The 25,188-nt window shown below is 38.9% G+C and carries 20 protein-coding genes and 1 pseudogene; 15 read left to right on the forward strand and 6 right to left on the reverse strand.

What is annotated here, in order from left to right; all coding sequences use genetic code 11:
- Window positions 1-159: 159 nt before the first annotated feature.
- Entirely contained in the window at window positions 160-753 is a 594-nt protein-coding gene (locus tag BANVL01_RS05885; RefSeq protein WP_066083051.1) for an HAD-IA family hydrolase, read from the reverse strand.
- A gap of 196 nt (window positions 754-949) precedes the next feature.
- Between BANVL01_RS05885 and BANVL01_RS05890 the strand changes: the two genes are divergently transcribed.
- Window positions 950-2,266: an alkaline phosphatase gene (locus BANVL01_RS05890; RefSeq protein WP_425311801.1), complete on the forward strand. Its 1,317-nt coding sequence runs from the start codon at window positions 950-952 to the stop codon at window positions 2,264-2,266.
- 142 nt (window positions 2,267-2,408) lie between these two features.
- On the opposite strand, the gene BANVL01_RS05895 is transcribed toward BANVL01_RS05890, so the two are convergent.
- Together BANVL01_RS05895 and BANVL01_RS05900 are read right to left on the reverse strand one after the other, a co-directional pair.
- The gene (locus tag BANVL01_RS05895) at window positions 2,409-3,323 is read right to left on the reverse strand and encodes a phosphotransferase (RefSeq protein ID WP_066083054.1); all 915 of its coding nucleotides are present in this window, start codon (window positions 3,321-3,323) and stop codon (window positions 2,409-2,411) included.
- A 127-nt stretch (window positions 3,324-3,450) separates the two neighbouring features.
- A complete protein-coding gene (locus BANVL01_RS05900) occupies window positions 3,451-4,650 on the reverse strand; it encodes a CynX/NimT family MFS transporter (RefSeq protein WP_235845492.1) in 1,200 nt (399 codons plus the stop codon).
- 215 nt (window positions 4,651-4,865) lie between these two features.
- Between BANVL01_RS05900 and BANVL01_RS05905 the strand changes: the two genes are divergently transcribed.
- Window positions 4,866-7,289 carry an alkaline phosphatase PhoX gene (locus BANVL01_RS05905; RefSeq protein ID WP_082804878.1) on the forward strand — a complete coding sequence of 808 codons (2,424 nt, stop codon included), beginning with the start codon at window positions 4,866-4,868 and terminating at the stop codon, window positions 7,287-7,289.
- A gap of 112 nt (window positions 7,290-7,401) precedes the next feature.
- Here the strand turns inward: BANVL01_RS05905 and BANVL01_RS05910 are convergent, their stop codons facing one another.
- Window positions 7,402-7,986 (reverse strand): M15 family metallopeptidase, encoded by a 585-nt coding sequence (locus BANVL01_RS05910; RefSeq protein ID WP_066083059.1) that lies wholly within the window; start codon window positions 7,984-7,986, stop codon window positions 7,402-7,404.
- Window positions 7,987-8,253: 267 nt separating this feature from the next.
- On the opposite strand from BANVL01_RS05910, the gene BANVL01_RS05915 reads away from it, so the two are divergent.
- From BANVL01_RS05915 to BANVL01_RS27180, 5 genes are all read left to right on the forward strand, one after another.
- Window positions 8,254-13,323 (forward strand): lamin tail domain-containing metallophosphoesterase family protein, encoded by a 5,070-nt coding sequence (locus BANVL01_RS05915; protein WP_066083060.1) that lies wholly within the window; start codon window positions 8,254-8,256, stop codon window positions 13,321-13,323.
- 124 nt (window positions 13,324-13,447) lie between these two features.
- On the forward strand, window positions 13,448-14,989 hold the full coding sequence (locus BANVL01_RS05920) for a spore germination protein (protein ID WP_066083062.1): 1,542 nt from the start codon (window positions 13,448-13,450) through the stop codon (window positions 14,987-14,989).
- Between the two features lie 7 nt (window positions 14,990-14,996).
- The gene (locus BANVL01_RS05925; protein ID WP_066083066.1) at window positions 14,997-16,106 is read left to right on the forward strand and encodes a GerAB/ArcD/ProY family transporter; all 1,110 of its coding nucleotides are present in this window, start codon (window positions 14,997-14,999) and stop codon (window positions 16,104-16,106) included.
- The gene (locus tag BANVL01_RS05930) at window positions 16,081-17,319 is read left to right on the forward strand and encodes a Ger(x)C family spore germination protein (protein ID WP_066083068.1); all 1,239 of its coding nucleotides are present in this window, start codon (window positions 16,081-16,083) and stop codon (window positions 17,317-17,319) included. The genes BANVL01_RS05925 and BANVL01_RS05930 overlap by 26 nt, the downstream gene beginning before the upstream one ends.
- Window position 17,320: 1 nt before the next feature.
- Window positions 17,321-17,476: a hypothetical protein gene (locus BANVL01_RS27180; RefSeq protein ID WP_156482200.1), complete on the forward strand. Its 156-nt coding sequence runs from the start codon at window positions 17,321-17,323 to the stop codon at window positions 17,474-17,476.
- A 73-nt stretch (window positions 17,477-17,549) separates the two neighbouring features.
- On the opposite strand, the gene BANVL01_RS05935 is transcribed toward BANVL01_RS27180, so the two are convergent.
- Complete coding sequence (locus BANVL01_RS05935; RefSeq protein ID WP_066083070.1) at window positions 17,550-18,452, reverse strand: DMT family transporter; 903 nt, start codon at window positions 18,450-18,452, stop codon at window positions 17,550-17,552.
- 157 nt (window positions 18,453-18,609) lie between these two features.
- Between BANVL01_RS05935 and BANVL01_RS05940 the strand changes: the two genes are divergently transcribed.
- The 3 genes from BANVL01_RS05940 (at window position 18,610) to BANVL01_RS05950 (ending at window position 21,926) form a co-directional block, all read left to right on the forward strand.
- The gene (locus BANVL01_RS05940; protein ID WP_066083071.1) at window positions 18,610-19,002 is read left to right on the forward strand and encodes a hypothetical protein; all 393 of its coding nucleotides are present in this window, start codon (window positions 18,610-18,612) and stop codon (window positions 19,000-19,002) included.
- Between the two features lie 92 nt (window positions 19,003-19,094).
- Window positions 19,095-20,630, forward strand: coding sequence for a multicopper oxidase family protein (locus tag BANVL01_RS05945; protein WP_066083073.1), 1,536 nt, complete (start codon window positions 19,095-19,097; stop codon window positions 20,628-20,630).
- A 225-nt stretch (window positions 20,631-20,855) separates the two neighbouring features.
- On the forward strand, window positions 20,856-21,926 hold the full coding sequence (locus BANVL01_RS05950) for an LLM class flavin-dependent oxidoreductase (RefSeq protein ID WP_066083075.1): 1,071 nt from the start codon (window positions 20,856-20,858) through the stop codon (window positions 21,924-21,926).
- Between the two features lie 50 nt (window positions 21,927-21,976).
- Here BANVL01_RS05950 and BANVL01_RS05955 read toward each other — a convergent pair whose 3' ends face one another.
- A complete protein-coding gene (locus BANVL01_RS05955) occupies window positions 21,977-22,159 on the reverse strand; it encodes a hypothetical protein (RefSeq protein WP_066083077.1) in 183 nt (60 codons plus the stop codon).
- Window positions 22,160-22,556: 397 nt separating this feature from the next.
- Here BANVL01_RS05955 and BANVL01_RS05960 point away from each other — a divergent pair, with 397 nt between their 5' ends.
- The 5 genes and pseudogenes from BANVL01_RS05960 to catA all read left to right on the forward strand — a co-directional run bounded on the left by BANVL01_RS05960 (window position 22,557) and on the right by catA (window position 25,180).
- The gene (locus tag BANVL01_RS05960) at window positions 22,557-23,009 is read left to right on the forward strand and encodes a DUF3995 domain-containing protein (protein WP_066083078.1); all 453 of its coding nucleotides are present in this window, start codon (window positions 22,557-22,559) and stop codon (window positions 23,007-23,009) included.
- A gap of 12 nt (window positions 23,010-23,021) precedes the next feature.
- Window positions 23,022-23,429 carry a GNAT family N-acetyltransferase gene (locus BANVL01_RS05965; protein WP_066083080.1) on the forward strand — a complete coding sequence of 136 codons (408 nt, stop codon included), beginning with the start codon at window positions 23,022-23,024 and terminating at the stop codon, window positions 23,427-23,429.
- A gap of 39 nt (window positions 23,430-23,468) precedes the next feature.
- Window positions 23,469-23,939: pseudogene (locus BANVL01_RS27975) on the forward strand (GNAT family N-acetyltransferase); the annotation flags it as partial.
- Window positions 23,940-23,948: 9 nt separating this feature from the next.
- Entirely contained in the window at window positions 23,949-24,398 is a 450-nt protein-coding gene (locus tag BANVL01_RS27980; protein ID WP_066096088.1) for a GNAT family N-acetyltransferase, read from the forward strand.
- A 131-nt stretch (window positions 24,399-24,529) separates the two neighbouring features.
- Window positions 24,530-25,180, forward strand: a complete 651-nt coding sequence (catA, locus tag BANVL01_RS05980; RefSeq protein WP_066083082.1) for a type A chloramphenicol O-acetyltransferase — start codon at window positions 24,530-24,532, stop codon at window positions 25,178-25,180.
- The last annotated feature ends 8 nt before the right edge of the window (window positions 25,181-25,188 follow it).

The following is a 25,188-nucleotide window of genomic DNA, read 5'->3' on the forward strand; positions in this document are numbered from 1 at the left end:
CCCGTGAGCTAGGGAAAAAGTCAAGAACGGGCACTCTGGGAGGTCCGCAGTGCCCGTGAACAAGGGAAAAAGCCAAGAACGGGCACCTTGAGAGGTCTCCAGCACCGCTGAACAGGGCGCATGCGCTCTTCTTATGTATAATTCAAAATCCTAACAATTCTAGAAGTTCTGCTTTGTTTCCTGAAGCGGGTTAAGAACCATCGGAATAAAGTCTGCATAGCTGGCAATCTGAAAATCGGCTTCAATGTTTGGATTTTGAAAAGCAACAGTTTTAATCTTTAACTGTCTTGCAGGAATCAAATCCAATTCGCGGTCACCCACAACCAAATCAATATTGTGGCTTTTTAAGACAAATTCATAAGAAGAACGATGAGGTTTTCTCGTGAAACCTTGTTCTTCAACCGATACAATTTCTTTAAAGTATGTGGCTAAATGGAATTTTTCAAGGAGATAAATGGTGGATTCCTTATCTCGATGAGTCACAATAATATTGTTAGCGGCAGCAGCTAAAGCATTCTCTAGGTGATCAAAGGGTCTGCTATACAGCTTCGAGTAGTGATTATGTAAATTTTGGTATTCTATTCTTTTCTCCTCACTAATACCATAGTGTTTAAAGGCGGTTTTGGAATCTTTTTTTAGCCATTTTAACACTTCGCTGCGGTCGAGGTCTTTTTGACTCAAGCTTACGAATCCTTCAACAAGTGCCGGATAGGTATCAAATAAGGTTCCATCGAAATCCCACAATATATTCATCAAAATCTCCCCCTTCAAAAAAGTTACTCTAAAGATATTACCATATACAGTTCCATTCGCTGAGTAGGGTGAATATTAAATATTTTTATAATTTTTGTAAAATTATTGTGTTTTCTAATAAATTCCTCCTTTTGTATGTTATAAAAGGAGTGTGAATAAGTGGTTTCAGTTATGATTACTACGTTAAAAAGAAAGGGTGTTGTTAACTTTGTTACATTCCGCCGTCCTTCAACATGATAGTAAACTGAATTCAATCCATCCTATTTTGAAATTTAATGGAACAAGGAAAGTAAAAAATGTCATCTTACTAATCGGAGATGGGATGGGTTTTTCATATACTTCCGGTCTTCGCTACTTCAATCATGCTTCCCAAAACGGATTCATGACTCCCACAATATTTGACCAATACTTTGTTGGCTCCCAATCAACCTATTCATTAGATAGAGAAAGTAATATTACCGATTCCGCCGCAGCAGGTACGGCATTAGCGACGGGGTATAAAACCTATAATGGTGCTCTGGGTTTAAACATTGATCAACAAGCTGTGCCGACAGTTTTAGAATATGCGAAATTTCGAGGGAAGTCTACTGGTTTAGTAGGAACAAGTCAGATCAATCACGCAACATTGGCTGCCTTTGCCGCGCATATTGAATCTCGAGAACAATATGATCAAATTGCTGATGACTATCTTGATGAACGAATAGAAGGCAATCTGAAAATTGACGTAATGCTTGGTGGTGGAACATCCTATTTCGTTCGGAATGACCGAAATTTAGTAGAAGAGTTTGTTAAAAATCGTTTTGGCTATGTGAGCAACTTACAAGAGCTTGTTACGAATAAAAACGAGCAGCTGATTGGCTTATTCGCACCGGTTGAGCTGCCAAAACAAATTGACCGCGATTCGACTGTTCCATCCCTTACCCAAATGACGAAAGCGGCTCTTCAGCGCTTGCAGCAAAATCCAAATGGTTTTTTTCTGTTAGTAGAAGGAAGTCAAATTGATTGGGCGGGGCATGATAATGATATCGTAGGGGCAATGAGTGAGGTTAAAGACTTTGAAGCAGCCTTTAAAGCGGCGATCCAATTCGCTTCCGACCGAGAGGATACGATTGTCATTGCGACAGCAGATCACTCAACCGGGGGAATGAGCATTGATCGAAATGATAATTATAAATGGAATCCGAATGTGATTAAATCGATTACCTCGACACCATTTGTGATTGCCAGACGATTGCATGATACAAAAGATATGACCATATTAAAGCATCATATGCCCTTTTCACTTCATGAAGAGGACTTGAAAACCATCAAATTAACGCTAGACATGGCAGTAGAAGACACAAGGGAAGCACTCATTAACATCATCAATCACTATTCCAGTACGGGCTGGACAACAAAAGGGCATACGGGAGAGGATGTTCCCGTTTATGCGTATGGTCTAAATAGACATTTATTTAGCGGCAGAATGGAAAATAGTGATATTGCAAGAATTCTCTTCCAAATAATGGATTAAAAAGTCGAGGCAAGCTTATAAACGAGATGAGAAAAAGAAGTGTACAATGTGTAATTTCTTTATATGTAAATTGTAAAATTATTGTCAAATTTTCCGTGAAAATAAAATAGGCGAACAGTGACTGGTACTGTTCGCAAAAAGTTCATCCGTTTAATGCTAAAAGTAATGTTGAACGACATTCGTTTACTAATTCATCATCCTTTTGATCATCCGCATATAAAAGGAGGATTACGTTTGTATTAATTGCTTTGAACCTTGCGATTTTTTTAATTTCAGGTTGAACATCACCATATATTGTGAAAAAGGCTTCCCTGCCTTCCGTAGGAAGAAAACTATAAACAATAGATAAATCGACTGCTGGATGTCCAATATGCGTATCGCCCCAATCAATTACTGCTGAAACTATGCCATCTTCATTAACAAGCATATTGCGAATATGTAAATCACCATGAACGAGTGTTTTGGTTTCATCCTCTAAAGGTTTCTTTATGGATGAAAGAAAGAATTGCAGCTGCTCCACTACATCTAGGTCGATTAAACCTTTTTCCCTGGCTGATTCGATATTTGCTTCCAGCATTGGTTTTCTTTTAGTGATATTGATTCGCCCCAGTTGGTCATAAGGAATTTGGAGCTTTTCTGCATCTGTTATCGGAAAATTATGCAGTGTTAGTAAAAATTGAGCCAAAGGTTCTACCGAAGACATTCGCTGTTCGAGTGTCAAATTAGTGGGTGTTTTTCCTGATAAGATGGTGTATCCTCCAAATGGCCACGGATATTGATCTTCTGGAATGCCTTGAAATTGTGGATTTGGAACAGGAATTGGCAGCAAGGGAGCTAACACAGGAAGGAGCCGATTTTCAGTTTGAATTAAGTGTGCTGCAATTTCTCTTCTAGGAAAACGAAAAACGTATCGATTATTTACGAGAAAAACGGAATTATCAAACCCTTCACCCAATACCTTCACTGTTACTGGCTTAAACTCTGGGAATTGGTTCTCAATGATCCTACTCGCTCTTTTTTCCGAAATTACCTGCTCAGGAGACCAAGGCTGACTCATTTCATCCACCACCATTTTAAAACTTCTATAATTAAAAAATCATCTACATTCTGACCAAAATTGTCCTTAAATGACATCATCGGGAAATAGGCGAACAGGTCATAATTACTGTTCGCCCTGTGAACTATTATACATACCGATTGCGGCCCGATAACATACCAAATAGCATCATAACTATAGAAATCAAGGTAAGCGTGATAATTGGAACTGTCCAAATATGGGTTTTATCAAACAAATATCCAATAAACAAGGGTCCTACTGCCGCAAGGACATAACCAGTTGATTGTGCCATTCCAGATAACTCGGCAGCCTGATTAGCATTTCGGGCCCGGAGTCCGATATAGCTTAGAGCAAGTGGAAAGTTTCCTCCCAATGCAATCCCAATTAGAGTAATACTCGTGATTAATATCGGATAGGACGAGCTTAATAGTAATCCACCATAACCAATAACCGAGAACAACCCTAATACGAAAGCAATCCATATTTGGGAACGATAACGTCCTGCGAAGACTGGGATGAAGAAACTCGCGGGTAATCCTACTAGTTGGGTAAATGACAGCAGCCAGCCTGCAGTCCCTATACCAATTCCTCGACTATGTAAAATCTCGGGTAACCAAGAAATCGTTACATAAAATAAAAAAGACTGGAATCCCATAAAGATAGCGATTTGCCAGGCAAGTGGTGTACGCCAGATGTGATTAGAGGCAGGACTAACTCTTTTTATACCTTTTTGACTTACTTGCTTAAATTTGAGAAGAAAAGCCCATACCATGATAGCGATTAAGACCGGGATTCCCCAAACGATTAAAGCTCCCTGCCACCCAAGGTTCAAATCAGTTGCTAAAGGAACACTTACTCCAGATGCTAATGATGCAATCAAGCCCATTGAAGTGGAATAAACACTTGTCATGAGACCAAATTTCTGTGGGAATTTATCCTTTACAACAGCTGGCAACAGAACATTGCCAATGGCTATCCCTGCTCCAATAAAAAGAGTCCCCGTGAAAAGAAAAAAAGTCGTTGGGATGGATCGAATCCCTATCCCGATTAAAAGGGCGATTAAACCAACTAGTAACGTCCTCTCATTTGATAACCGATTTGCGATTTTGGGAACAATGGGCGACATGATGGCAAAAACAATTAAGGGCAAACTCATTAATAAGCCTGAGCTCCAATGTGCTAATCCAACATCTTCCTGAATCATTGCAACTAACGGTCCTAATGATGTAATCGCCGGACGCAAATTAAAGGCGACAAGGACAATCCCAAAAACGAGCAAAAACATATATATCGATTTCGTATGTGTATTCGATTTTCGTAACTCCACTAATAGACCCCTCTCAAATAAAAAAACTTCTTAAAGTATATCATGGAAAACAATGGAAGTCACTGTTTGCCCAAGGGTACTTTAGCGACATGCACTTTAAAAACTACTTGAGAAATTTACAATTCTTCACATCCGCTAAACATTCTATTAACCGTAGCTTAATATTTTTGAGTTTTAATAGAGAAGTAATCAAAATTGGGGGAGGAAATGAAAAAATGAAAAAGCGATTGACGGCTGTATTAGCCCTTAGTTTAATGATTCCTGCAGTAACACCTGCCGCAGCGGCTGGGAAGGATATCACGATCAATTCTTTCAAGTTTAACTCAATGAAAGCTCCAGCAACCATCGAAGAAATGGTACAAACCTATACAAGTGCATCCGTGGATGTTACCTATAGCAACGGAGCAACGAAGAATTTCCCGCTTACATATAAACAGTTATACCTTTCTGATGAAAAAATTGTGACAAATAAAGGGGTAAAAATCCCGGCTGGAACCCCTATCGACGCTAAAGGCGATCCGATTATTGATAAAAGCGTACCTGGACAAGAATCGTACTATATTTCTGATTCACCAGATTCTAATAGTTTAATGAATGTGGAAGGGAATCTATTCCTAGTATCCCATTTTGAATACCAAACTCTTGACAGTTCAGGGAAATCGGCTTACGGCGTTGTACCAGCCTCTATGACGTTAGCAGCATTAAATCAAGATAAAAAGAATGGCGAATTATCTGTTAAAGAAGCAAAAAAGGTTGATTTCTCGCTAGTGAATGGCTTGTGGATTCCATGTAATGGAACTACATCTCCATGGGGAACCCATCTAGGTTCGGAAGAATATGAGCCAAATGCTCGTCAATTTGAGGCTGAAATAGGGACAAATAAAGATTCAACAAATGTAAAAGGTTTTGCCAAACTCTATTTTGGTGATGAAACAAAGGGGAATCCCTATAATTATGGCTGGATTCCTGAAGTAACGGTACAACCGAATGGTGATACGAGTGTAGTAAAACACTATAGTACGGGTCGTTTTTCTCATGAATTGATGCAGGTAATGCCGGACAGTAAGACAGCTTTCTTCGGTGATGATGGCAACTACACTGTCACATTTATGTATGTCGCTGACAAAGAAAAAGACTTATCTGCAGGTACCCTATATGCGGCTAAATTTGGACAAACGAGCACAGAAAATGGTGGAGCAGGTAATCTAGAATGGATCAAGCTTGGCCATGCGACTGACGATGAAGTCAGAGCGATTATTGACAAGGGGACAAAATTCAGTGATATTTTTGAAACAGCCAGCCAGCCAACAGAAGGCTTTACGGCTGTTAAAACCGATTCCAGCGGAGCAACAGTAGAATATCTTAAAGTAAAACCAGGGATGGAAAAGGCAGCTGCATTCTTAGAATCTCGTCGTTACGCAGCCCTAAAAGGAGCAACAGCTGAATTCCGTAAAATGGAAGGTTTGGCAGTGAACGAGAAAGATAAGAAAGTCTACATGGCCATGTCTGAAATCGGAAAAGGGATGTTGGAAGATACAAAGAAGGCAGACCCTGTTGATGATATTCGCTTACCACAGATTCTTGCAGGTGGAACCTATGAATTGAACCTAACCGGCGGACAAAAAGATAAGGATGGCAATACCATTGATAGTAACTATGTTGCCTCCGCAATGAAAGCAATTGTTGTTGGTGAGGACTTAGCTTCACCAGATGCATACGGCAATAAAGCAAATCCAAATAAAGTTTCTAAACCGGATAACTTAAGCTACTCGGAAAAAATGAGAACCTTATTCATCGGTGAAGATGGCTCAGAGCACACGAATAACTTTGTTTGGGCCTATAACATTGATACAAAAGAATTGTCCCGAGTGCTGTCAGTACCAGTTGGAGCAGAAGCGACAGGTTTACGGGTCCTTGATAACTTTAACGGATTCTCCTATATTTTGAGCAACTATCAGCATCCTGGTGATGAACTTCAAAATTTCAAAGGAACGGCCGTGGACAAGGATGAATTAGAGAAGGCTATGAATGAGGGCATCGGCATCCTGAAAAAAGGTGGTATTGGTTATATCGCCGGCATGCCGCAATTAAATGATCTACATGTTGGATGGCATCTTGTTTCAGGTAAATGGTTCTTCTACGATGAAAATGGTTTGATGCAAACTGGCTGGGTAAAAGTCGGAACACAATGGTATTTCCTTGATGCCTCGGGTGAAATGCAAACGGGCTGGGTGAAAGATGGAGCAAAATGGTATTATCATGCGCCATCGGGTGAAATGAAAACCGGCTGGGTGAAAGACGGTGCAAAGTGGTACTATCTTGGATCATCCGGTGAAATGAAAACCGGCTGGGTGAAAGACGGAGCGAAATGGTATTATCATGCTTCATCTGGTGAAATGAAGACCGGCTGGGTAAAAGATGGATCAAAATGGTATTATCTTGCATCATCCGGTGAAATGAAGACCGGATGGGTGAAGGATGGAGCGAAATGGTACTATCTTGCATCATCGGGTGAAATGAAAACTGGCTGGGTCCAAGTGGGTCAGAAGTGGTACTATCTATATAACGATGGCAGTATGGCAGCAAACACCACCATCAATGGCTACAAAGTCAATAAGAATGGTGAATGGATTAAGTAATTCCTAAATAGTTCAAGAAAGGCGAACAGTGATTGCCACTGTTCGCCTTTCTATGTTGAGATTATTGTGGAAATTGGCCGAAAGAAGTTTGGTAGATCCTGTCTACGTCGCTTTATTGGGTATCCGCAGTTAACGAGGATTTAGCAGGTCTTTCCCCGTTCTGTAAATCAGCAATAGTCAAGCCAAAGTCCATTTGTAAATGAGGGTAATCTTTAAATTTAGCCCAATCACCGCCCCATTCAAATCCTAAAGTTTTTGCCAATGAAACAACCTCGGTCCAATCTGCCTTTCCATTTTTATTTCCATCATACTCCATATCCCAAATCACCTTTCCGGAAGGGGTCTTTAGCGCAAAATCGATGGCTAGCCCAAAATTATGGTAGGACTCTCCGCCTTTTGCATACGTAACAATACTTCCCTCCGCCGAACGACCCTTTTCATACAGTCGATTCTGATCGTCCGCACTTCGGAAACCATCGGTAATCACGATGACAATTCCTTTATCCGCTGCTTGTTGGACCAATTGATTGGTCCGTTCCTTCACAATTGGATGAAGCACGGTTGGTAAAGAATTAGAATGATTTATTTTCCGTTCCGTAAATGGATTGGATTCCTTAAAAAACAAATTAAAGAATAGGAGAGAGATTAGCAAAAGAATAAATAGATAAATGGAACTTCCTATCCGTTTTAGTTTCAACACCACATATTCCTTTCGTAACTAAAATGATTTCACTTTGTAAGACGTAAACAAGAGCTTAATTGTTTCATATTATTGTAAACCATATTTTGGGTGCATCATAGGCATGCAGAAGACTTTAAAAATAGGAATAACACGGAAAGAATATTCCGTCTTTACAGAAAATAAACAAAATTAACATACAGTTATCGTTTGCTTAAAATTCACTTAACAAAATGTAGGTAGAATGGTACATGGTGGAAATGTAAACGAGAAGAGGGGAAGAATATGAGAGTTGGGAAGGCTAGAAAGAAAGTAAGGAAGCTGTTGGTACTTGCATGTATGTTTGCAATTATTCTATCAAACCTTAGTTTGGCAGTTCCAAGTAAGCGAATTTATGCAGAAGGAATGCCAAAGGACGAACAATCTGTGGATTCTACTAAAATAGAAAATAGTCAAAGTGAATCTGTGGATCCAAGTCAACCAGGAGAAGGTCAAGATGAATCAGCTGCCTCAGATCAACCCGGTGATAGTCAACGTGAATCAGTTGACCCAAGTCAATCAGATGACAGGGAAAATGCAGAAATTGACAAAAGTCAACTAATTGAACCATTAACAGATACTAATTCAGTAGAAGATGCTTCTGTATCTAGTCCACAACAAGAAGACACATCAGCACAATCAGGTGAAAATCAAACAGATGACAATGCTGCCTCTCAAGCAGTAAACGGGGGAGAAGAAGATTATAATCAGTTTCCTCAGCTATTGATTACTGAACTATCTCCCAATTCTAAAGGAGCAGGGACGGATTATTACGAGTATATAGAACTCTATAACAATACCAATCAACCCCTTTCTCTAGAGAATTATTCATTTATTTATAAATATACAGACACTGGAAAGGAATTGCCTTTCCTTGTCCCTGCCGTTATGTTGGAACCGCAGCAAACAATCGTCTATTGGTATAATAATGGAAACTTTACATTGGCTGACTTTAATGCAAATTTTGGCACGAATTTATCTGCTAATCAAGTCGTAGAGTTTAAGGATGTGTTCCCCGGGTTTGCAAACACTGGGTTCCGTGCCCTTGTGATTAAAGATCAGGCGGGAAAAGAAATTGTGTCTGCCAGCTATTTAGCTGAAGAAAATGATAACAATGGGGCGGGGATTGAATACAAATATCCGGTATCAGGATCCGTGATGGAAAAATACCGCGTACTGGCAGCACCGACACCTGGAACTATTGAAGCCGAACAGGTTCCAGCTCAACCGGTAAATCTTGATGAAACTCCTGCGGATGAAGAGGCACCTGTCATTACCCATACACCTGTAACCGACAGTGATGCTTTTTCGCCAGTAAAAATCGAAGCAACGGTAACAGATAATATGGCCAAGCCATTTGTCACTCTCTTTTATAAAACAATGGGAGAGCAAAGCTTTACCTCCATTTCGATGAATGCCAGTAAGGATGATTCTACTAAATACTTCGCAGAAATCTCGGGTGTAAATGTAGAGTCCGATATTACATATTATATCGAAGCATCTGACGGAACAAACAGTTCAAAAACAGAAGAATATCTCATTAAAGTGAAGAAATCCAATATAGATAATAATAAACTTCCTGCTTTTCTAGTAACAGAGGTTGTCCCGGATTCTACTAATGTCGGTACGGCAGATGGCTATGAATTTATTGAAATCTATAACAATACGGATAAAGACATGAACTTTAAAGATTACAAGATTCAGTACAGATATGGCACAGATCCTACAACAGACGTTATTTGGGCGTCCATCCCGGATGATGTGGTGATTCCTTCTCAAAAAACGCTTGTCTTCTGGATTATTAATGACCAAAACCCACATAAAACAGTGGAAGATTTTAATGCGAATTATGGAACGAACCTGGTGGAAAACAAAGATATCGTTAAAATTTATAGTGCTGGAATGGCCAATGCATCGACCAGAGGCCTGGTTGTGGCAACCAATACGAAAAAGGAACTCGTGGTTGCTTACTATAATGATGAAGCAAATGTTCTTGATACCAAGCCGGATAAAGGGATTTTCTATAAGTATCCACTTGATGGGTCGACTAAAATGGTGAAAATAAGCGCTGGTATCAAAGACGCCACACCGGGAGCAGTCGAATCATCTCAGGTACCGGCACAGCCCGTTCATGTTATCGAGGATACGAATAAACCTGTGATTGAAAACATGACGAAAGTAACAGAAGTGAATCAAAAGGAAAACATTCAGATTGTTGCCGATGCTTCTGATGACCGGGAAGTAAAAACAGTACGTTTATTTTATCGTCCCAACCATCAACAGGAATACACCCAGGTCCTGTTAACGGAAGATTTCGATGATATGATGTATCACCATACGATTTACTCTCCCGAAATCATCGGGAATCAATACGTGGAATATTACTTTGTTGTGTCAGATGGTGCCAATGAAGTGACAAGTGAGACGTATAAAATCAACGTAACAAGTGATCTTGACGATTCAAGCCTGCGCTTAAATGTGAAATCGAATGAGATTGTTTCCAAAGAGAAGATTCTTAAAGGAACATCTAAATCAGAATCATCGGACCAGGTGAAACTTTTCATTGATGGCTCCGAGTTGACCGAAAATACGTACCAATCGTTGGAACACGATGCCTATTTTGCGTTTGAAGCAAGCGGAGTGGATACCTTTTTCCAAAATGGTGTCACAATGGGGGATGATATTATCCGGATTTTTGATGATGGCATCACGAATTGGGATACAATCACCGTACCGATTGATGCCGATCGCCTTAAGATTGGAGAAAATGTGATTACCATTCGTTCTGGTAATAAAGCATCACCTTTCCAATTGGAGGAATCCAAAGAAAATCGCGATGATTTTGATATTAGAAACGTAAGGTTGGTTTTAGCAGACGGCACGATTTTAAGAGACCCTATGAAAAATAACCCCACAAAGGTTTATGATATGGGCGATGATGGAACCTATCGGCCATTTGAAGATTTCACGTTTACGGTTACAGCGGATCAGGCAGCATCCAAGTCGTACAAATGGGATACCACAAAGGTTGCTGATGGAAAGCATATTGTAAAGGTACAAAACTCTAATGAAGAGATTAATGTAAAGGTACAAGGCTCTGATGAAGAAGTAACTGTTTCAGTAAACGTCGATAATACCGCGCCGGTGATCACCACCAACCTTGAGGACGGGAAGGAATACAAAGGCAAGTTTACCATCGAAGCCGATGCAGCTGATGCTATTGCCGGAGTGCAGACATTCCAAGTCATGCTGGATGATCAGGAAATAACCGTTCCATATGAAACGGCCTCGTCAAAGCTGGCACCTGGTGATCATAAGTTGTCGGTTACCGCCTTTGATAAAATTGGAAACAAGGCGGAGAAGATCGTTCGCTTTTCAGTAGTGAATGAAAATCCAAACAAACCTGAGCTTATTTCCCCAACAGATGGGAGTGCAACGCCGGTAAATGGAAATCCTTCTCTAAAGGTAAAAGTAACCGATCCAACGGACGATGATTTAAACGTATCCTTCTATAAAGGCTTTAAATATGATGCCACTCAAACCGATCGGGTAAAGGCATTTAAAAATGCTACAGATACAGAACCGCCAAAAGCAATGGTTCCTGCCGGTGAACAAGCCTTTACGGCGGATGATATGTCACTTGTTTCAAAGCAGGATCAGCAGTACTTAGTGACAGATTCAGACACACAATTTCCTTATCAGCGGTTTGAAGTGGCCGTGGATGCTTCAGTTGACGAAACAGACCTTGTCGAATTGGAGTGGAAGGGGAAATCTCTGCCGGGGAGAAAGGTAGCCATGTATGCATGGAATCATAAGCTTGGCAATTGGTCGACGATTCAATATAAAATCGCTGGAGAAGAAGACTTTGAATTGAAGGGCAATGTGGCGGTCAGCGATTTTGTCAAGGATGATAAGATCAATGTGTTAATCCAAGACGAAATCCCTTCAACACCTGACCAGTATGATTATACATTTGTATGGATGTCAGACACACAATATTATGCACAAAGCTATCCGCATATTTATGACCGGATGACAAATTGGATTGCTGAGAAGCAGGATGAGATGAAAATCAAATATGTTTTCCATACAGGCGATCTTGTCGATAAAGCAGGCGTGGAATACGAATGGCAGAATGCCGATAAATCTATGAAAGTGCTGGATGACAATCATATTCCGTATGGAGTTTTAGCAGGTAATCATGATGTCGATCATAAGACAGGTGATTATACACAATATTATAAGTGGTTTGGCGAGGATCGCTTTAAGGACAAGCCATACTATGGTGAATCTTATAAAAATAACCGCGGCCACTATGATTTAATCTCAGCCAATGGAAATGATTTCATTATGCTATACATGGGCTGGGGCGTGGAAGATGAAGATATTAAGTGGATGAATGATGTCTTAAAAAAATATCCACACCGTAAGGCAATCTTGAGCTTCCATGAATATCTTCTAGTTTCCGGCAACCGCAGTCCAATAGGCGATCAGTTATATCAGCAACTCGTGCTGCCAAATAAAAATGTCATTGCTGTACTTAGCGGTCATTATCATGACTCGGAAACATTGGTTGATGCAATCGATGATGATGGCGATGGGATACCGGACCGCCAAGTTTATCAGATGCTTGGCGACTACCAGGGTGGACCTGAGGGCGGCCAAGGGTACATGAAGCTGCTTCATTTTAATCAAAAAAATAACAAAATTATCGTTAATACGTATTCACCGTATTTAGATAAGTATAATTATTATGATCCAATTGAATTTCCGGAGAAGGATGAACGGAATTTAGAAGTAGACTTGGAGCCGAAGCTAAAACGCGTCGCGACTGACTATTTTACAGTCAATGTTTATACCGATTCTGAAATCGGGAAGGCAGAAAACATTCCGAGTGGGTCTATTGCTCAAGCCGAATGGAAAGGATTAGCAGAGAATCAGTCGTACTCTTGGTATGCAGTGGCCGAAGATAACTATACCGGAAGAGCTGTCTCCGATATCTGGACATTTACAAAAGGGAAGGATGAAAATCCAAATCCTGTTCCGCAAGAACCATCTGATCCTAAAGATGGGCAAGGAAACAATCAGGGTCAAGATGAAGGGTTTACCCCGGTTACGTCAAATCCAGATAAAACTGGTAAAGGAACTAGCCACCAAGGAGATGCTCCGGTCAAAAAACCGGTATCACAAGGCACTCATTTGCCTTCAACAGCTACCAATACCTTTAACATCATTCTTATTGGAGTATTGCTGATCACCATTGGAGTGATTACATGGGCTGTTAGACGGAAATATACAGAAAGCCATAGCTCTTAAGTTATTTTAAAACAAAAAACGGTATCTCCCAAAATGGAGATACCGTTTTTTGTTGTTATACTTCATTCCATACATAAACACCCCTAAAAATGGAAAACTATATAAAGATTAGGGGTGGTTCAGGATGAGGAAAAAGTTTTTTAAATCACTTAATAAGAAATTCAATACAGAACCACAATTTAGCGAACAATCCAATGCAAAGGACATTGAATTAAAAAAACAAGATATTAACCTTCATTATGAGCGAAATATAGAGACATTTAAGGCGATATTTAGTATACCGAAAAATGTTGATGTCAAAATCCGTGAGTTTACCATTCGTTCTTTAAAATGTCGTGCCTTTATCATTTATATCAGTACCATGGTTGACATGGACCAGGTTCAAAAGAGCATTGTGGAACCGCTAATTGAAAACGAGCAGCCCACCGGGAAGATTCAAGATATTGTGTCCTTTCCCGTAGCAAAGATGACTACCAATATTGGGGACATTACTGAAAATATCACTAGAGGTATTACCGCCCTCTTTGTAGATGATGATGATCAATGCTATATATTTGAAACGACGAAAATTCAAGGGCGCGGCATTGAAAAATCCAATAATGAAGTCATTGTCAAAGGGGCAAAAGAAGCCTTTAACGAAAGGTTAGCCGATAATATCGCGCTAGTCCGTAAAAAAATTAAAAATGAAAATCTAATTGTTGAGGCCCATGTTGTTACCAAACGATCCAGAAACGACGTGTTGATTGTTTATGAAAAAGACTTGGTAAAAGATGAACTACTTCAAAAGATAAAGGATCGGCTGGCTTCGTTTGAAACGGATAGTATTCTTGATTTAAGTATATTGGAACAGTATCTTGAAGAACGACCAAGATCCTTATTTCCTACTATTTTAAATACGGAACGGCCTGACAGGGCGGCCTCTTTTATTGAAGAAGGTCACATCGTTTTGTTAATGTCCAATTCACCCAACTGTCTTGTCCTCCCTGCTACCTTCTGGGCTTTGTTCCATTCACCGGAGGATCATTATCTGCGTACACCGTATGGTAATTTCATCAGGTTTTTGCGAGTCCTTGCTTTATTTATCTCATTATTTGCATCCTCCTTTTATATTGCGATTACAAATTATCATGTTGGGATGATCCCGCCTGATTTATTAATGGCCATGGCAGGATCAAGGGAACGAGTTCCATTTCCATCTGTCGTAGAAATCCTCATGATGGAACTTGCCTTTGAACTGATTCGTGAAGCAGGACTCCGTGTACCCTCACCAATTGGGCCGACAATCGGGATTGTAGGTGCCTTAATTTTGGGTCAGGCTGCTGTTCAAGCGAATATAATTAGCCCGATTGTCATCATTGTCATTGCCTTAAGCGGCTTAAGCTCTTTTATTATCAGTGATAGTAGCATGAATTTCGCGATTCGCATGTCGCGCTTTTTATTTATCTTTGCAGCAGGCCTCCTTGGCATTTATGGAGTCGCTGCATTAGGTATTGTCGGCCTGTTCTATTTGGTTTCGTTAAAATCGTTTGGCACATCGTATTTTGCACCGATGACACCGCATTTTTTCTCTGGAAAGGACCTGCTTATCCGTCCTGTTCCTATGAAAGCAATGTTTCGGCCGGGATATTTAAAACCAAAGGATATGGTCAAACAAAGAAAGGGTTAATAATTCGATGAATCAGCAGCCTGGAAAACTTGGAATTCGAGAATATGTGTCCATCGCCATTTTAATGGTCGGCTCAAAAGCAACAGAAGATACTCCAACTGTTTTGTTTATTAATGTTCAGAACGCAGCTTGGATGATTCCAGTTCTATCTGCAGGAATCTTTTTTATTCCTCTCTTGTTATTACTAAAGACAATATCTTTATATCAAGGGAAAAACCTTTTTTTTGTTATTCAAAAATTACTTGGAAAATATATTGGTTTTATTGTTTGTCTTGTTATTTTTATCATTACTTTAGTTGGCATTTCGCTCGATTCGAGACTGTATACAAATATCATTAGGGCATTTTATTTTAGAACAACACCCATCTTAGTTCTTTATGCCCTTTTAATGGCCGTTTGCGCCTATGGTGCCAAAAAGGGAATTCAGCATATCGGTTCTGTTGCGTATCTGCTTATTATTTATGCCATAACCGGCTTGTTTTTTGCGTTAGGATTAAGTACTCAAGCTAGTAATGTCAACGCAATTCTGCCTATCTGGGGTCCTGGGAAAATTGAAATATTAAAGAAAAGTTCACAAAGCCTTAGCCTTTTTACAGATTTTTTTCTGCTTACGATGCTCATTCCGTATCTTTCATCAAGTAAGGATTTTCGAAAAGGTACTTGGATTGCCTATATTTACGTCAGTATCCAAATCAGTGTGGCTACACTCTTTTTCATTTGTATGCTTGATCAATCTTTAGGGGGCGTAGGCTATCCGTTTCATACGGCGGTTCGCTATATATCACTTGGAAGTTATATTCCAAATATTGAAATCCTTTTTTTCATTGTTTGGATTGTGTCTGCCTTTATTCGTTTCACAGCCTTTTTGTACATAAATGCCTTGATGTTCGGCCATCTTTTTAAAATTAAAGATTTTGAATTCTTAATTCCATCACTTGCTGCCATTTATTTATTGATAGGGAATATACCGGAATCACAGATTGATGTTGGTCTTAAGTTGGAACACATGGTTCAAGCAGTAGTAGGCCCTTTGTTTGCAGCGATTTCGCTTATTTTATGGCTGTCCGCACTGTTAAAAGGAGAATTTAAACATGAAAAAGACAAAAACAATATGTAGAATTTTGTTACTTTTAGTTATTGTTTTTTCCTTAACAGGCTGTTGGGATCGGGAAGAACTAGAGGATAGATCCTATGTAATTGGGCTCGGACTGGATCGCTCTCCATATAAGGGGAAAATCAAAGTCACAATGTTACTTGCCAATCCTGAAGTAGGGAGCATGCAAGGCGGCGGCGGTTCAACCGAAAAGCCGCGAGAGATTATCTCGTTTGATGCCAGTGATTTCATCGTGGCGAAAGTGACGGCTAATGCGATTATCTCTCGACTGATTAGTTATGATCTATTAAAGATTATTGTTGTTTCTGAGGAACTAGCTAAAGATCCAAATTTTTTTCATATCATTTACGGTGCGGTCTATGATAAAGAAATTCGGATGAATGCTTATTTAGCCGTATCGGAAGAAATGGCTAGTGAGTATTTTTTGAAAAACCGCCCAAAAATGGAAACAAGGCCGCATAAGTATTTCCAATATATGATTGAACATGGGATTGAAAATGGACTCATTCCCGATTCTACTCTTCTTCGTTTTTTTAAAACGAAGGAAAGTGGAACCGATCTCTTTTTAGCGATGAACACAAGTGCGGTAAGGAAAAAGAATCCTAAATTCAAAGGGGAAAATGAATACTATGCCGGTCAGGTGGATGCTACGGGAGAGATGGATGATACCCAATTTATCGGGTCGGCAGTGTTCAGGAATGGTGTGATGATTGGGAAGTTGACCGGACAAGAAACCAGTATCGTCAATACTCTTGATGATACAACTAACATTAATGATTTTTTGCTGAATATACCGAATCCCTTTCCAGGTAAACAGAAATCATTCGCAGCAAGAGTCATGAAAAGAGAAAACAATAAAGTCAAAATGAACCTAAAGGGTCCAGGGCCAAAGATTTTTATCACCCTCCCATTAAAGTTTGAAATTATGTCAAACCCATCAATGGTCGATTTTTCTAAGAAAAAAAACCAAGAAATCATAAAAAAAGAAATAGCCCGCCATTTTAAAATCGAACATGAGAAGATGTTAAGAAAAGTTCAGAGGGAATTTAAAGGTGCACCATTCCCATTGTCCTACAATGCCCGAAAATATTTTGGAACGATTCAGGAATATAAAAAATTTAATTGGAATAAGTCGTATCTAAATGCAGACATTTACGTAAAGGCAGATGTTGAAATTGTCGATTATGGAAGAGTAACAAAGAAGGCGGGGAATTAGATTGAAAATAGTCACTGTCATTGTGTTGCTAGTTATTTCTATTTATACCGCTGGTTTTGCCGTCTCTTTATGGAAGGAGAAACAAAAATTTGGGGCGGCAGCGGTTTTTTTCCTTACCCTGGCTATTCTTGTTCTTCCATTCTTTTCAATTCTTTAATATGAATAATAAGGCTTTCTGACTGATAAAAGGCGTACAGAATCATTGCTGTCCGCCTTTTTTTCTTGATAAGTTAGGGGGAGGTAGTGGGGCTCTGCCCTTTTTTTCCTGCTTTTATCTCCAGTTTTTCACTTAAAAAAGTCGCCCCTAGGACAAGGACACCGCCAAACATCTGAATAAAAGTCATGCTCTCGCTTAAGAAAATCGCAGCAATAATGACGGCGGAAATCGGATCGATATAGCTGAGAACCGCAATTGTTTGCCCTTTTAGTTTTTGAAGCGAAGTAAAATATAAAAAATAACCTAACCCTGTATGTACAATCCCTAAGATCAAGATAAAAATAATGGAGGTTGAGTTTATACCAGCAAAATTTAGATGACTCTGCCACCATACGTAAGGAAGTAGAACCGTCGCCGCGGCCATTAATTGCACTAACGTAGTTTCAAACCCAGACAAATTTTTGATGAATTTATTCATTAACACCACACTTGCATAGAATGCTGCCGCTAAAAGGCCATAGAAAATACCTACTGTATGATTCTGTGAACCGCTTGTACCGCTAGACCCATTATTCACGATTAAAAACAAACCACTCATTGCCATAATGATACAGACAACCTTCACACTCGTCAGCTTTTCTTTCAAAAGCCATGGTGCTAACATCATCACAAAGATCGGTGCAAAGTAATAGCTAATCGTGGCATTGGAAATCGTTGTATACCGGTAAGCCTCAAAAAGAAAGATCCAATTAAATCCAACAGCTGCGCCTGATAACAGCAGTAGAATGGCATTTTCTTTTAATGCTTTTAAAGATGGCTTATGTTTGACTAAGAAACTAGCAAGAAGCAGGAATATACTGCCGATTACTCCTCTTAAAAACGCAATTTCACTTGAAGTCAGATCAATCTTTTTGACAAAAACTCCAATACTCCCAAATATGAGCGTGGCCGTAATGAGTCTCATTTTCCCATTCATACCGATCCCCCCTTGTTATTCTTAATCCAATCATAAAATGAAGGATTTCTCAACCGGTTTTTACTGCAAAAAGAATGAAAATTTAAAATATTATAGCGGGTATATGGTAAAATAAGGTGAGTGGGAATTGAATCTTTAGCATAAGGGGGAGAATTATATGCTTGCACGAATAATATTAGCCGCAGTTATTACTTCAGTAATAGGATTTTTCATTTTGCCATTGTTTTTCAATTCTGGGCCAAATGAGTACTTTTTAGTTGGTTGGGTAGCAAGTACTGTTACTGTACCATTTACTTTTGTAGTTGGAGTTATCTCATCTCTAATCATTGAACATTCCAATAATCGTCAACAAGTATGGGTATCTTACCTAAAACACATTGTTTGTTCATTAATTTGTGTAGCTATATTTTTCATTTATGAGAAATTAAATGGCGGGCAGGCAAATGATTTTTTAATAATCGCATTAATTATTGGCTTTATTTATACAACAATCTTCTTTATATCGGATTATGTTACAAAATACTTTGAAGCAATGTCCCAGAAGGTGTAGGTGACAAATTAGAAGTTAATCATGAATTGTGATATTGGTTGCTTTTTTAACATAAAGTGATGGTAACTATTTGTATAATTAGGAGCGGACATATGAATCTTTCAAAATTTGTTGATGAACTTCCTGTGCCTTCTGTTTTAAAACCTCGTCAGAAAGATCGATTCCATACTTATTATGAAGTGAATATGACGCAGTTCCAGCAATCCCTCCATCGTGACCTGCCTGAAACAACAGTTTGGGGATTTGAAGGTGTGTATCCAGGTCCAACCTTTGAGGTTGAAAGTGGTGAAAAAGTTTTTGTAAAGTGGATCAGCAACTTGCCAGATAAGCATTTGCTGCCGGTCGACCATACAGTTCACGGTGCCCACTTGGGTGTTCCAGAAGTCAGAACGGTCATTCATCTGCACGGTGCAAGCGTTGAGTCGGAAAGCGACGGATATCCGGAAGCTTGGTTCACGAAAGGGTTTGAGCAAGTAGGACCTCATTTTTCAAAGGAGATCTATCGCTATGATAATTTTATGCCAGCCTGCACTCTCTGGTATCATGATCATGTTATCGGGATTACCAGGCTCAATGTGTACGCGGGATTAGCAGGATTTTATCTGATAAGAGATCAACGGGAACGTGAATTAAATTTACCAAGTGGAAAATTTGATATTCCGCTGATTATCCAAGATAAATCCTTTCATCCAGATGGTTCGCTTTCTTATCCGAAACAGCCCAAAAATCCGGTGCATGAATTAGATACCTCTATCATACCTGAATTTTCAGGAGATGCCATCGTGGTGAATGGGAAAGTATGGCCCTATTTCAACGTGGAACCCCGTAAATACCGTTTCCGGCTGTTAAATGGATCGAATACCCGTTTTTACAGGCTTAAGCTGGATTCGGAGCAGCTTCTTTACCATATTGCAACAGATAGTGGATTAATTGAACACCCGATTGGAATCAAAGAAATCCTATTGGCACCTGCAGAACGTGTAGAAGTGATCATTGATTTCACTAATTTTGAAGGAAAAAGAATCGTCATGACAAATGATGCCCCATTTCCGTTTCCAGATGGTGAGCCAGTAGATTCTAATACGGTTGGAAAAGTAATGGAATTTCGAGTGGTTCTGCCGCTTTCAGGCAAGGATACGAGTGAGATTCCGTCTTTCATGGTGCCTTTTCCGAAAAGGAGAGTGCAGACAGCCTCAAAGTTTAGGTTTCTCACCTTAACAAGAAGAATTGATTCATATGGTCGAGAATTAATGCTGCTCAATGATCAAGATTGGGATGCCCCGATAACCGAAAACCCTAAATTAGGACAGACAGAAGTATGGTATCTCCTCAACTTAACAAACGATACACACCCGATTCATCTTCATTTAATCGATTTTCAAGTTATAGATCGCAGAGCTTTTGATGTAGAAAAATATAAACAGACGGGAATTCTCGATTACACCGGCCTTGCAATGCCTCCGACTCCACAAGAAAGAGGGCGGAAGGATACCGTCATCGCCTATTCTAATCAGGTTACTCGGATAATTATGAAATTTGGACCTTACACAGGATTGTATGTATGGCACTGTCATATCTTGGAGCATGAGGATTATGTCATGATGAGACCGTTTAGAGTCCTTCTTTAAAAAGGGAGGATACGCTTCTTTTATCCCCAATCAATTTCTCAGGTACTCCGGAAACCATCAGTAATGTGAATAACATTTCCCTTATTTCATTTGAGATGAATCTTCTGCTATTGTTACAAAAATTTTATCTCGATTTGATTATTATAAACTCGAGATGATTGCTTTTTGAAGCATATGATAGTTGTAAGCAATTCAGTCACAATGCAAATGTTAGGAGAGAGAAAGATGAAGAAAGAGTCGAAAACGAAACAATCCAGTATGGAAATAGGGATTTATACACTAGCTGATTTAGGAGCAGATCCGCAAACAGGGAACAAAATTAGTGCAAGACAGCGGATTGTGGAGATTATTGAAGCGGGGAAAATGGCAGACGAGGCAGGGTTAGACGTATTCGGTGTTGGTGAACACCACCGTCTGGATTATGCAGTTTCAGCGCCGCCGGTTGTGTTGTCGGCCCTATCACAAGTTACAAAGAAAATAAAACTGACAAGTGCTACGACGGTTTTAAATACCGTTGACCCTGTCCGTTTATTCGAGGATTTTGCGACACTCGATCTCGTATCAAATGGTCGGGCTGAAATCATTGCAGGGCGTGGGGCGTTTATCGAATCATTTCCTTTGTTTGGGTACGACTTGAGTCAGTATGATGAATTGTTTGAAGAAAATATTGAGCTTTTTCTGAAGTTGAATGCGTCTGAGAAAATTACCTGGAACGGCCATTTTCGTTCAGGATTAAGTGATGCTGAAATTGCACCGCGGCCAGTGCAAAGTCAAATTCCATTATGGGTTGGGGTTGGAGGCACTCCGGAAAGTGCAGCACGTGCGGGGAGATTAGGTACGGGCTTAGCATTAGCGATACTTGGAGGCGATCCACTCCGGTTTAAGCCACTAGTGGACATTTACCGACAAGCTGCAAGTCAAGCTGGACATAGTCTTGAAGATTTGAAAGTTGGAGTATCAGGCCATACCTTTATTTCGAAAACGACGCAAAAGGCTAAAAACGAATTCTTTCCTTATTATTCAAATTATTGGGGATACCTCAATCCCCAAGGTGGAATGGAGACAAGGATGTCCATAGCTGATTTTGAACACCTGTCAGCGCCAGAAACGGCTTTATTTGTCGGAAGCTCACAACAAATTATTGAAAAAATCCTCCGTCAATACGAGCTTTTCGGGCATCAGCGGTTTATTGCCCAAATGGACATAGGCGGAATGCCATATAAAAAAGTGGCCGAGAACATTGAACGATTAGCAACGGAGGTTGCGCCAGTCATTCGCAGGGAAACGAGCAAGTGATTATAATAAATGTTCAAAATGGATAGTGCTTAGAAAATGGTATAAAAAAGTTAATAAATTTTTCTAATACCGGATAAACGGATGGAGAATGAATTTTGCTGTTCATCTTTCATCGAAAGAATTTGTTCACGTAAATTTAGGCGATAGACACGTCCTTTAATAGTTTGTAAAATACCATTTTTATCATAGTCAATTGTGACAAGTTTTCTCTCAGCCAGTTTTTTTAAAAACATTCAGATTCCTCCCTTCATAAGGAATGGTTCATACAATGCCATTGTAAACTGAACATATTAAGAAATAATGAAGTAGTTGTTAAGGATAGATGTTAAAAAGGTAAACATTTTGGAAATTATGAAATCACAAATCATAGAGGGGTGCGAAGTATGTTTCGCATCCTTAAATAGTAAGTCCCCTTAAATGTATTATGTAAACGTTTTTTTCTTCTTGAGATACCGTTAAAGTATTGTGAAAATTCCGTATACTAATATGCGGCATGGATTAAAAAAATCTATAACTTGATATAATATTGAAAAAGAGCTGGTGGATGGTATGTAAACTATGAAATTAGAAAATGAAGGCTTTCTCAAATAAGTTGTTTAAAATATTGCCATTTTAACGAGGAGCAATTTTATGGAAACTAAAAAGTGGATATTGTCTTTTGGGGTGATATGGACGATTCTTTTTTCCGGCTTGAGTTTCTACTGGGCAATGGGAGGCATGTTTGGTGTTAGATCCCTTGGAGGAGCCATTTATGAAATGGCATTAAACCCAGTGCCATCGTTTGTAAAAATAGTTTGGATAACTGGATTCATCAAATTGCTCGGAGTCGTATGGCTCTTGCTATTGTTAATTAAATGGAGAAATTCTCGGATTCAAACAACCCTCTATTTCATAACAAAGATTTGTGGTCTATTACTTTTCTTATATGGTTTATTTAACTTCATAACAATATCGCTTAGTAAAATCGGTGTTTTAAATTTTGATTTAGATAGGTACGCAACCTTTTGGAGATTAGTCTTTTGGGAGCCTTATTGGATGCTTGGAGGTATATTTTACTTTCTTTCGATTAAAAAAACGAATTAAGGAGATTTTTGTGTGGAAGGAACTATAAAATATACAATCGAACGCCCTGAAGATTTTACGCAATTATTAACCATATATGAAGAATTAGGCTGGAATTCATTACACTTAACCATTAATGATTTGGAAAAAATGTGTACTCAAAGCTGGTATGCTATTTATGCGTTTGATCAACAAAAGTTGGTAGGGATGGGACGCATTATTTCTGATGGTGTAATTACCGGAATTATTTGTGGCGTGTGTGTTCTGCCGAGTTTTCAGTCCAAAGGTATCGGCAAAGAAATGCTGCATCGAATGGTTGCACATTGTGAGCACAATCGCGTCATTCCCCAATTAATGTGTGCAGAAAGCTTGGAATCCTACTATGAATCTGTTGGATTCAAGAAATTTTCTGTGGGAATGACAAGGAATACAAATCGTTAAGAATGGATGTTTAAGTAAAGGGCAGTTTGGAGGGATAAAATGCATCAACTAATTTTTAAGAAATTTGAAGCAACAGATTTCAAGGATTACTTTCAACTAGTATCGAATAAACAAGTTATGGCTCAAATTACCGAACGAGCAATTCCATTAGAAGAGGCTCAAGTAAACTATCAAAAATTAATAAAACGTAATGAAAAATATGAGCTATATGGCTCATATAAAGTCTACAATAGTGTAACCAATGAATTTATTGGGCTTGGACATTTAACATTAAATGAAAACGAAATCGAAGAAGCTGAAATTGGCTATATGATACTACCTGAATATTGGGGTAAAGGATATGGTAGTGAAATTGCAAAAAAACTAATTGAATTATCTAAGCAAACGAAATTGAGCATTCTGAAGGCGATTATTGACCCAGAAAATATCCCCTCTAGAAAAATTTTAATAAAGCAAGGATTTACATCAGAGAAGATTTGTAAAATCGAAGGGCTACCTGGTGAAATTTTAAAAAAGTTATTGAACCACCACAAATTCACAATAACCCAGTATAATCCCAAGTATGCTGAACAGACAGTGGAAATGTGGCGCGATAGTAAGGAACAGGCTATTGGCCAGAAAGAAATTCATAGCTTTGAAAATCACCTATATTTTTTAAAATCTATATTACCTGAACAGTTTCAAATAGATTTAGCGTTAATTGACGAAAAAGTAGTTGGAATGATTGCCTATAATGAAAGGGAAATAAGCCAGCTTTATATTCATAATGATTATCAAGGAATCGGAATAGGTAAAACATTACTAGGCAAAGCAAAAGAACAATCAAGTGGGAGATTAACATTATATACATTTGAAGTAAATGAAAAGGCACAACGATTTTACGAAAAACATGGATTTAAAAAGATTGGCAGCGGACATGAAAATGAAGAGAATTTACCTGATATTCAATATGAATGGATGTCCAAATAAATAAAGTAATCACGTATTAAATCAAATATTGGGGCCAGTAATACCTAGAGGCATTTAGAGGTGATCGGTTTGGTGAAAACAGATAAATAGCCTCCGAAAATTCATAAATACAATTTTAGGAGGCTAATAAAATGAAGTTTAATTTAATTGATAGAGAAAATTGGGATAGAAATCAGTATTTCGAGTATTATTTAAATCAAAAGTGTACGTTTAGCATTTCAGCAAATATAGACATCACAACATTATTAGAACACCTGCGCAACAAGGGGATTAAACTATACCCGAGCTTTATATATATGGTAAGTAAAACAGTAAATTCTCATCCGGAATTTAGAACCTGTTTTAATGATGAGGGAGTTCTGGGGTATTGGGATCAAATGATTCCTAGTTATACAATCTTCCATGATGATAACAAAACATTCTCTAGCATTTGGACTGAGTTCTCAAATGAATTTTGTGTCTTTTATAAAAACTATCAAGAGGATATAAAACAATACGCAGATGTTAAGGGTCTTTTTACGAAAGAAAACGAACCTAAAAATTCCTTTCCTATATCCAGTATTCCATGGGTTAGTTTTACTGGATTTAACCTAAATATTAATAATGATGGCGACTTTTTATTACCTATCATTACAGGGGGAAAATGTTTTAATCTGGAAGATAGAACGTTATTGCCTATTTCATTACAAGTGCATCATGCTGTTTGCGATGGTTATCACGCTAGTACATTTCTAGACGAGTTACAGCATTTATCTAATAATTGCCATAAGTGGCTCACTTGAAAATTGCC

This window comes from Neobacillus novalis NBRC 102450, from assembly GCF_001591805.1.
Lineage (GTDB): Bacteria > Bacillota > Bacilli > Bacillales > Cytobacillaceae > Neobacillus > Neobacillus novalis.

Bases quoted from the DNA above. Each gene is read 5' to 3' on its own strand.
- BANVL01_RS05885 (WP_066083051.1), bottom strand. From the start codon at position 753: ATGAATATATTGTGGGATTTCGATGGAACCTTATTTGATACCTATCCG.
- BANVL01_RS05895 (WP_066083054.1), bottom strand. From the start codon at position 3,323: ATGAGTCAGCCTTGGTCTCCTGAGCAGGTAATTTCGGAAAAAAGAGCG.
- BANVL01_RS05905 (WP_082804878.1), top strand. From the start codon at position 4,866: ATGAAAAAGCGATTGACGGCTGTATTAGCCCTTAGTTTAATGATTCCT.
- BANVL01_RS05915 (WP_066083060.1), top strand. From the start codon at position 8,254: ATGAGAGTTGGGAAGGCTAGAAAGAAAGTAAGGAAGCTGTTGGTACTT.
- BANVL01_RS05920 (WP_066083062.1), top strand. From the start codon at position 13,448: ATGAGGAAAAAGTTTTTTAAATCACTTAATAAGAAATTCAATACAGAA.
- BANVL01_RS05925 (WP_066083066.1), top strand. From the start codon at position 14,997: ATGAATCAGCAGCCTGGAAAACTTGGAATTCGAGAATATGTGTCCATC.
- BANVL01_RS05930 (WP_066083068.1), top strand. From the start codon at position 16,081: ATGAAAAAGACAAAAACAATATGTAGAATTTTGTTACTTTTAGTTATT.
- BANVL01_RS05935 (WP_066083070.1), bottom strand. From the start codon at position 18,452: ATGAATGGGAAAATGAGACTCATTACGGCCACGCTCATATTTGGGAGT.
- BANVL01_RS05940 (WP_066083071.1), top strand. From the start codon at position 18,610: ATGCTTGCACGAATAATATTAGCCGCAGTTATTACTTCAGTAATAGGA.
- BANVL01_RS05945 (WP_066083073.1), top strand. From the start codon at position 19,095: ATGAATCTTTCAAAATTTGTTGATGAACTTCCTGTGCCTTCTGTTTTA.
- BANVL01_RS05950 (WP_066083075.1), top strand. From the start codon at position 20,856: ATGAAGAAAGAGTCGAAAACGAAACAATCCAGTATGGAAATAGGGATT.
- BANVL01_RS05955 (WP_066083077.1), bottom strand. From the start codon at position 22,159: ATGTTTTTAAAAAAACTGGCTGAGAGAAAACTTGTCACAATTGACTAT.
- BANVL01_RS05960 (WP_066083078.1), top strand. From the start codon at position 22,557: ATGGAAACTAAAAAGTGGATATTGTCTTTTGGGGTGATATGGACGATT.
- catA (WP_066083082.1), top strand. From the start codon at position 24,530: ATGAAGTTTAATTTAATTGATAGAGAAAATTGGGATAGAAATCAGTAT.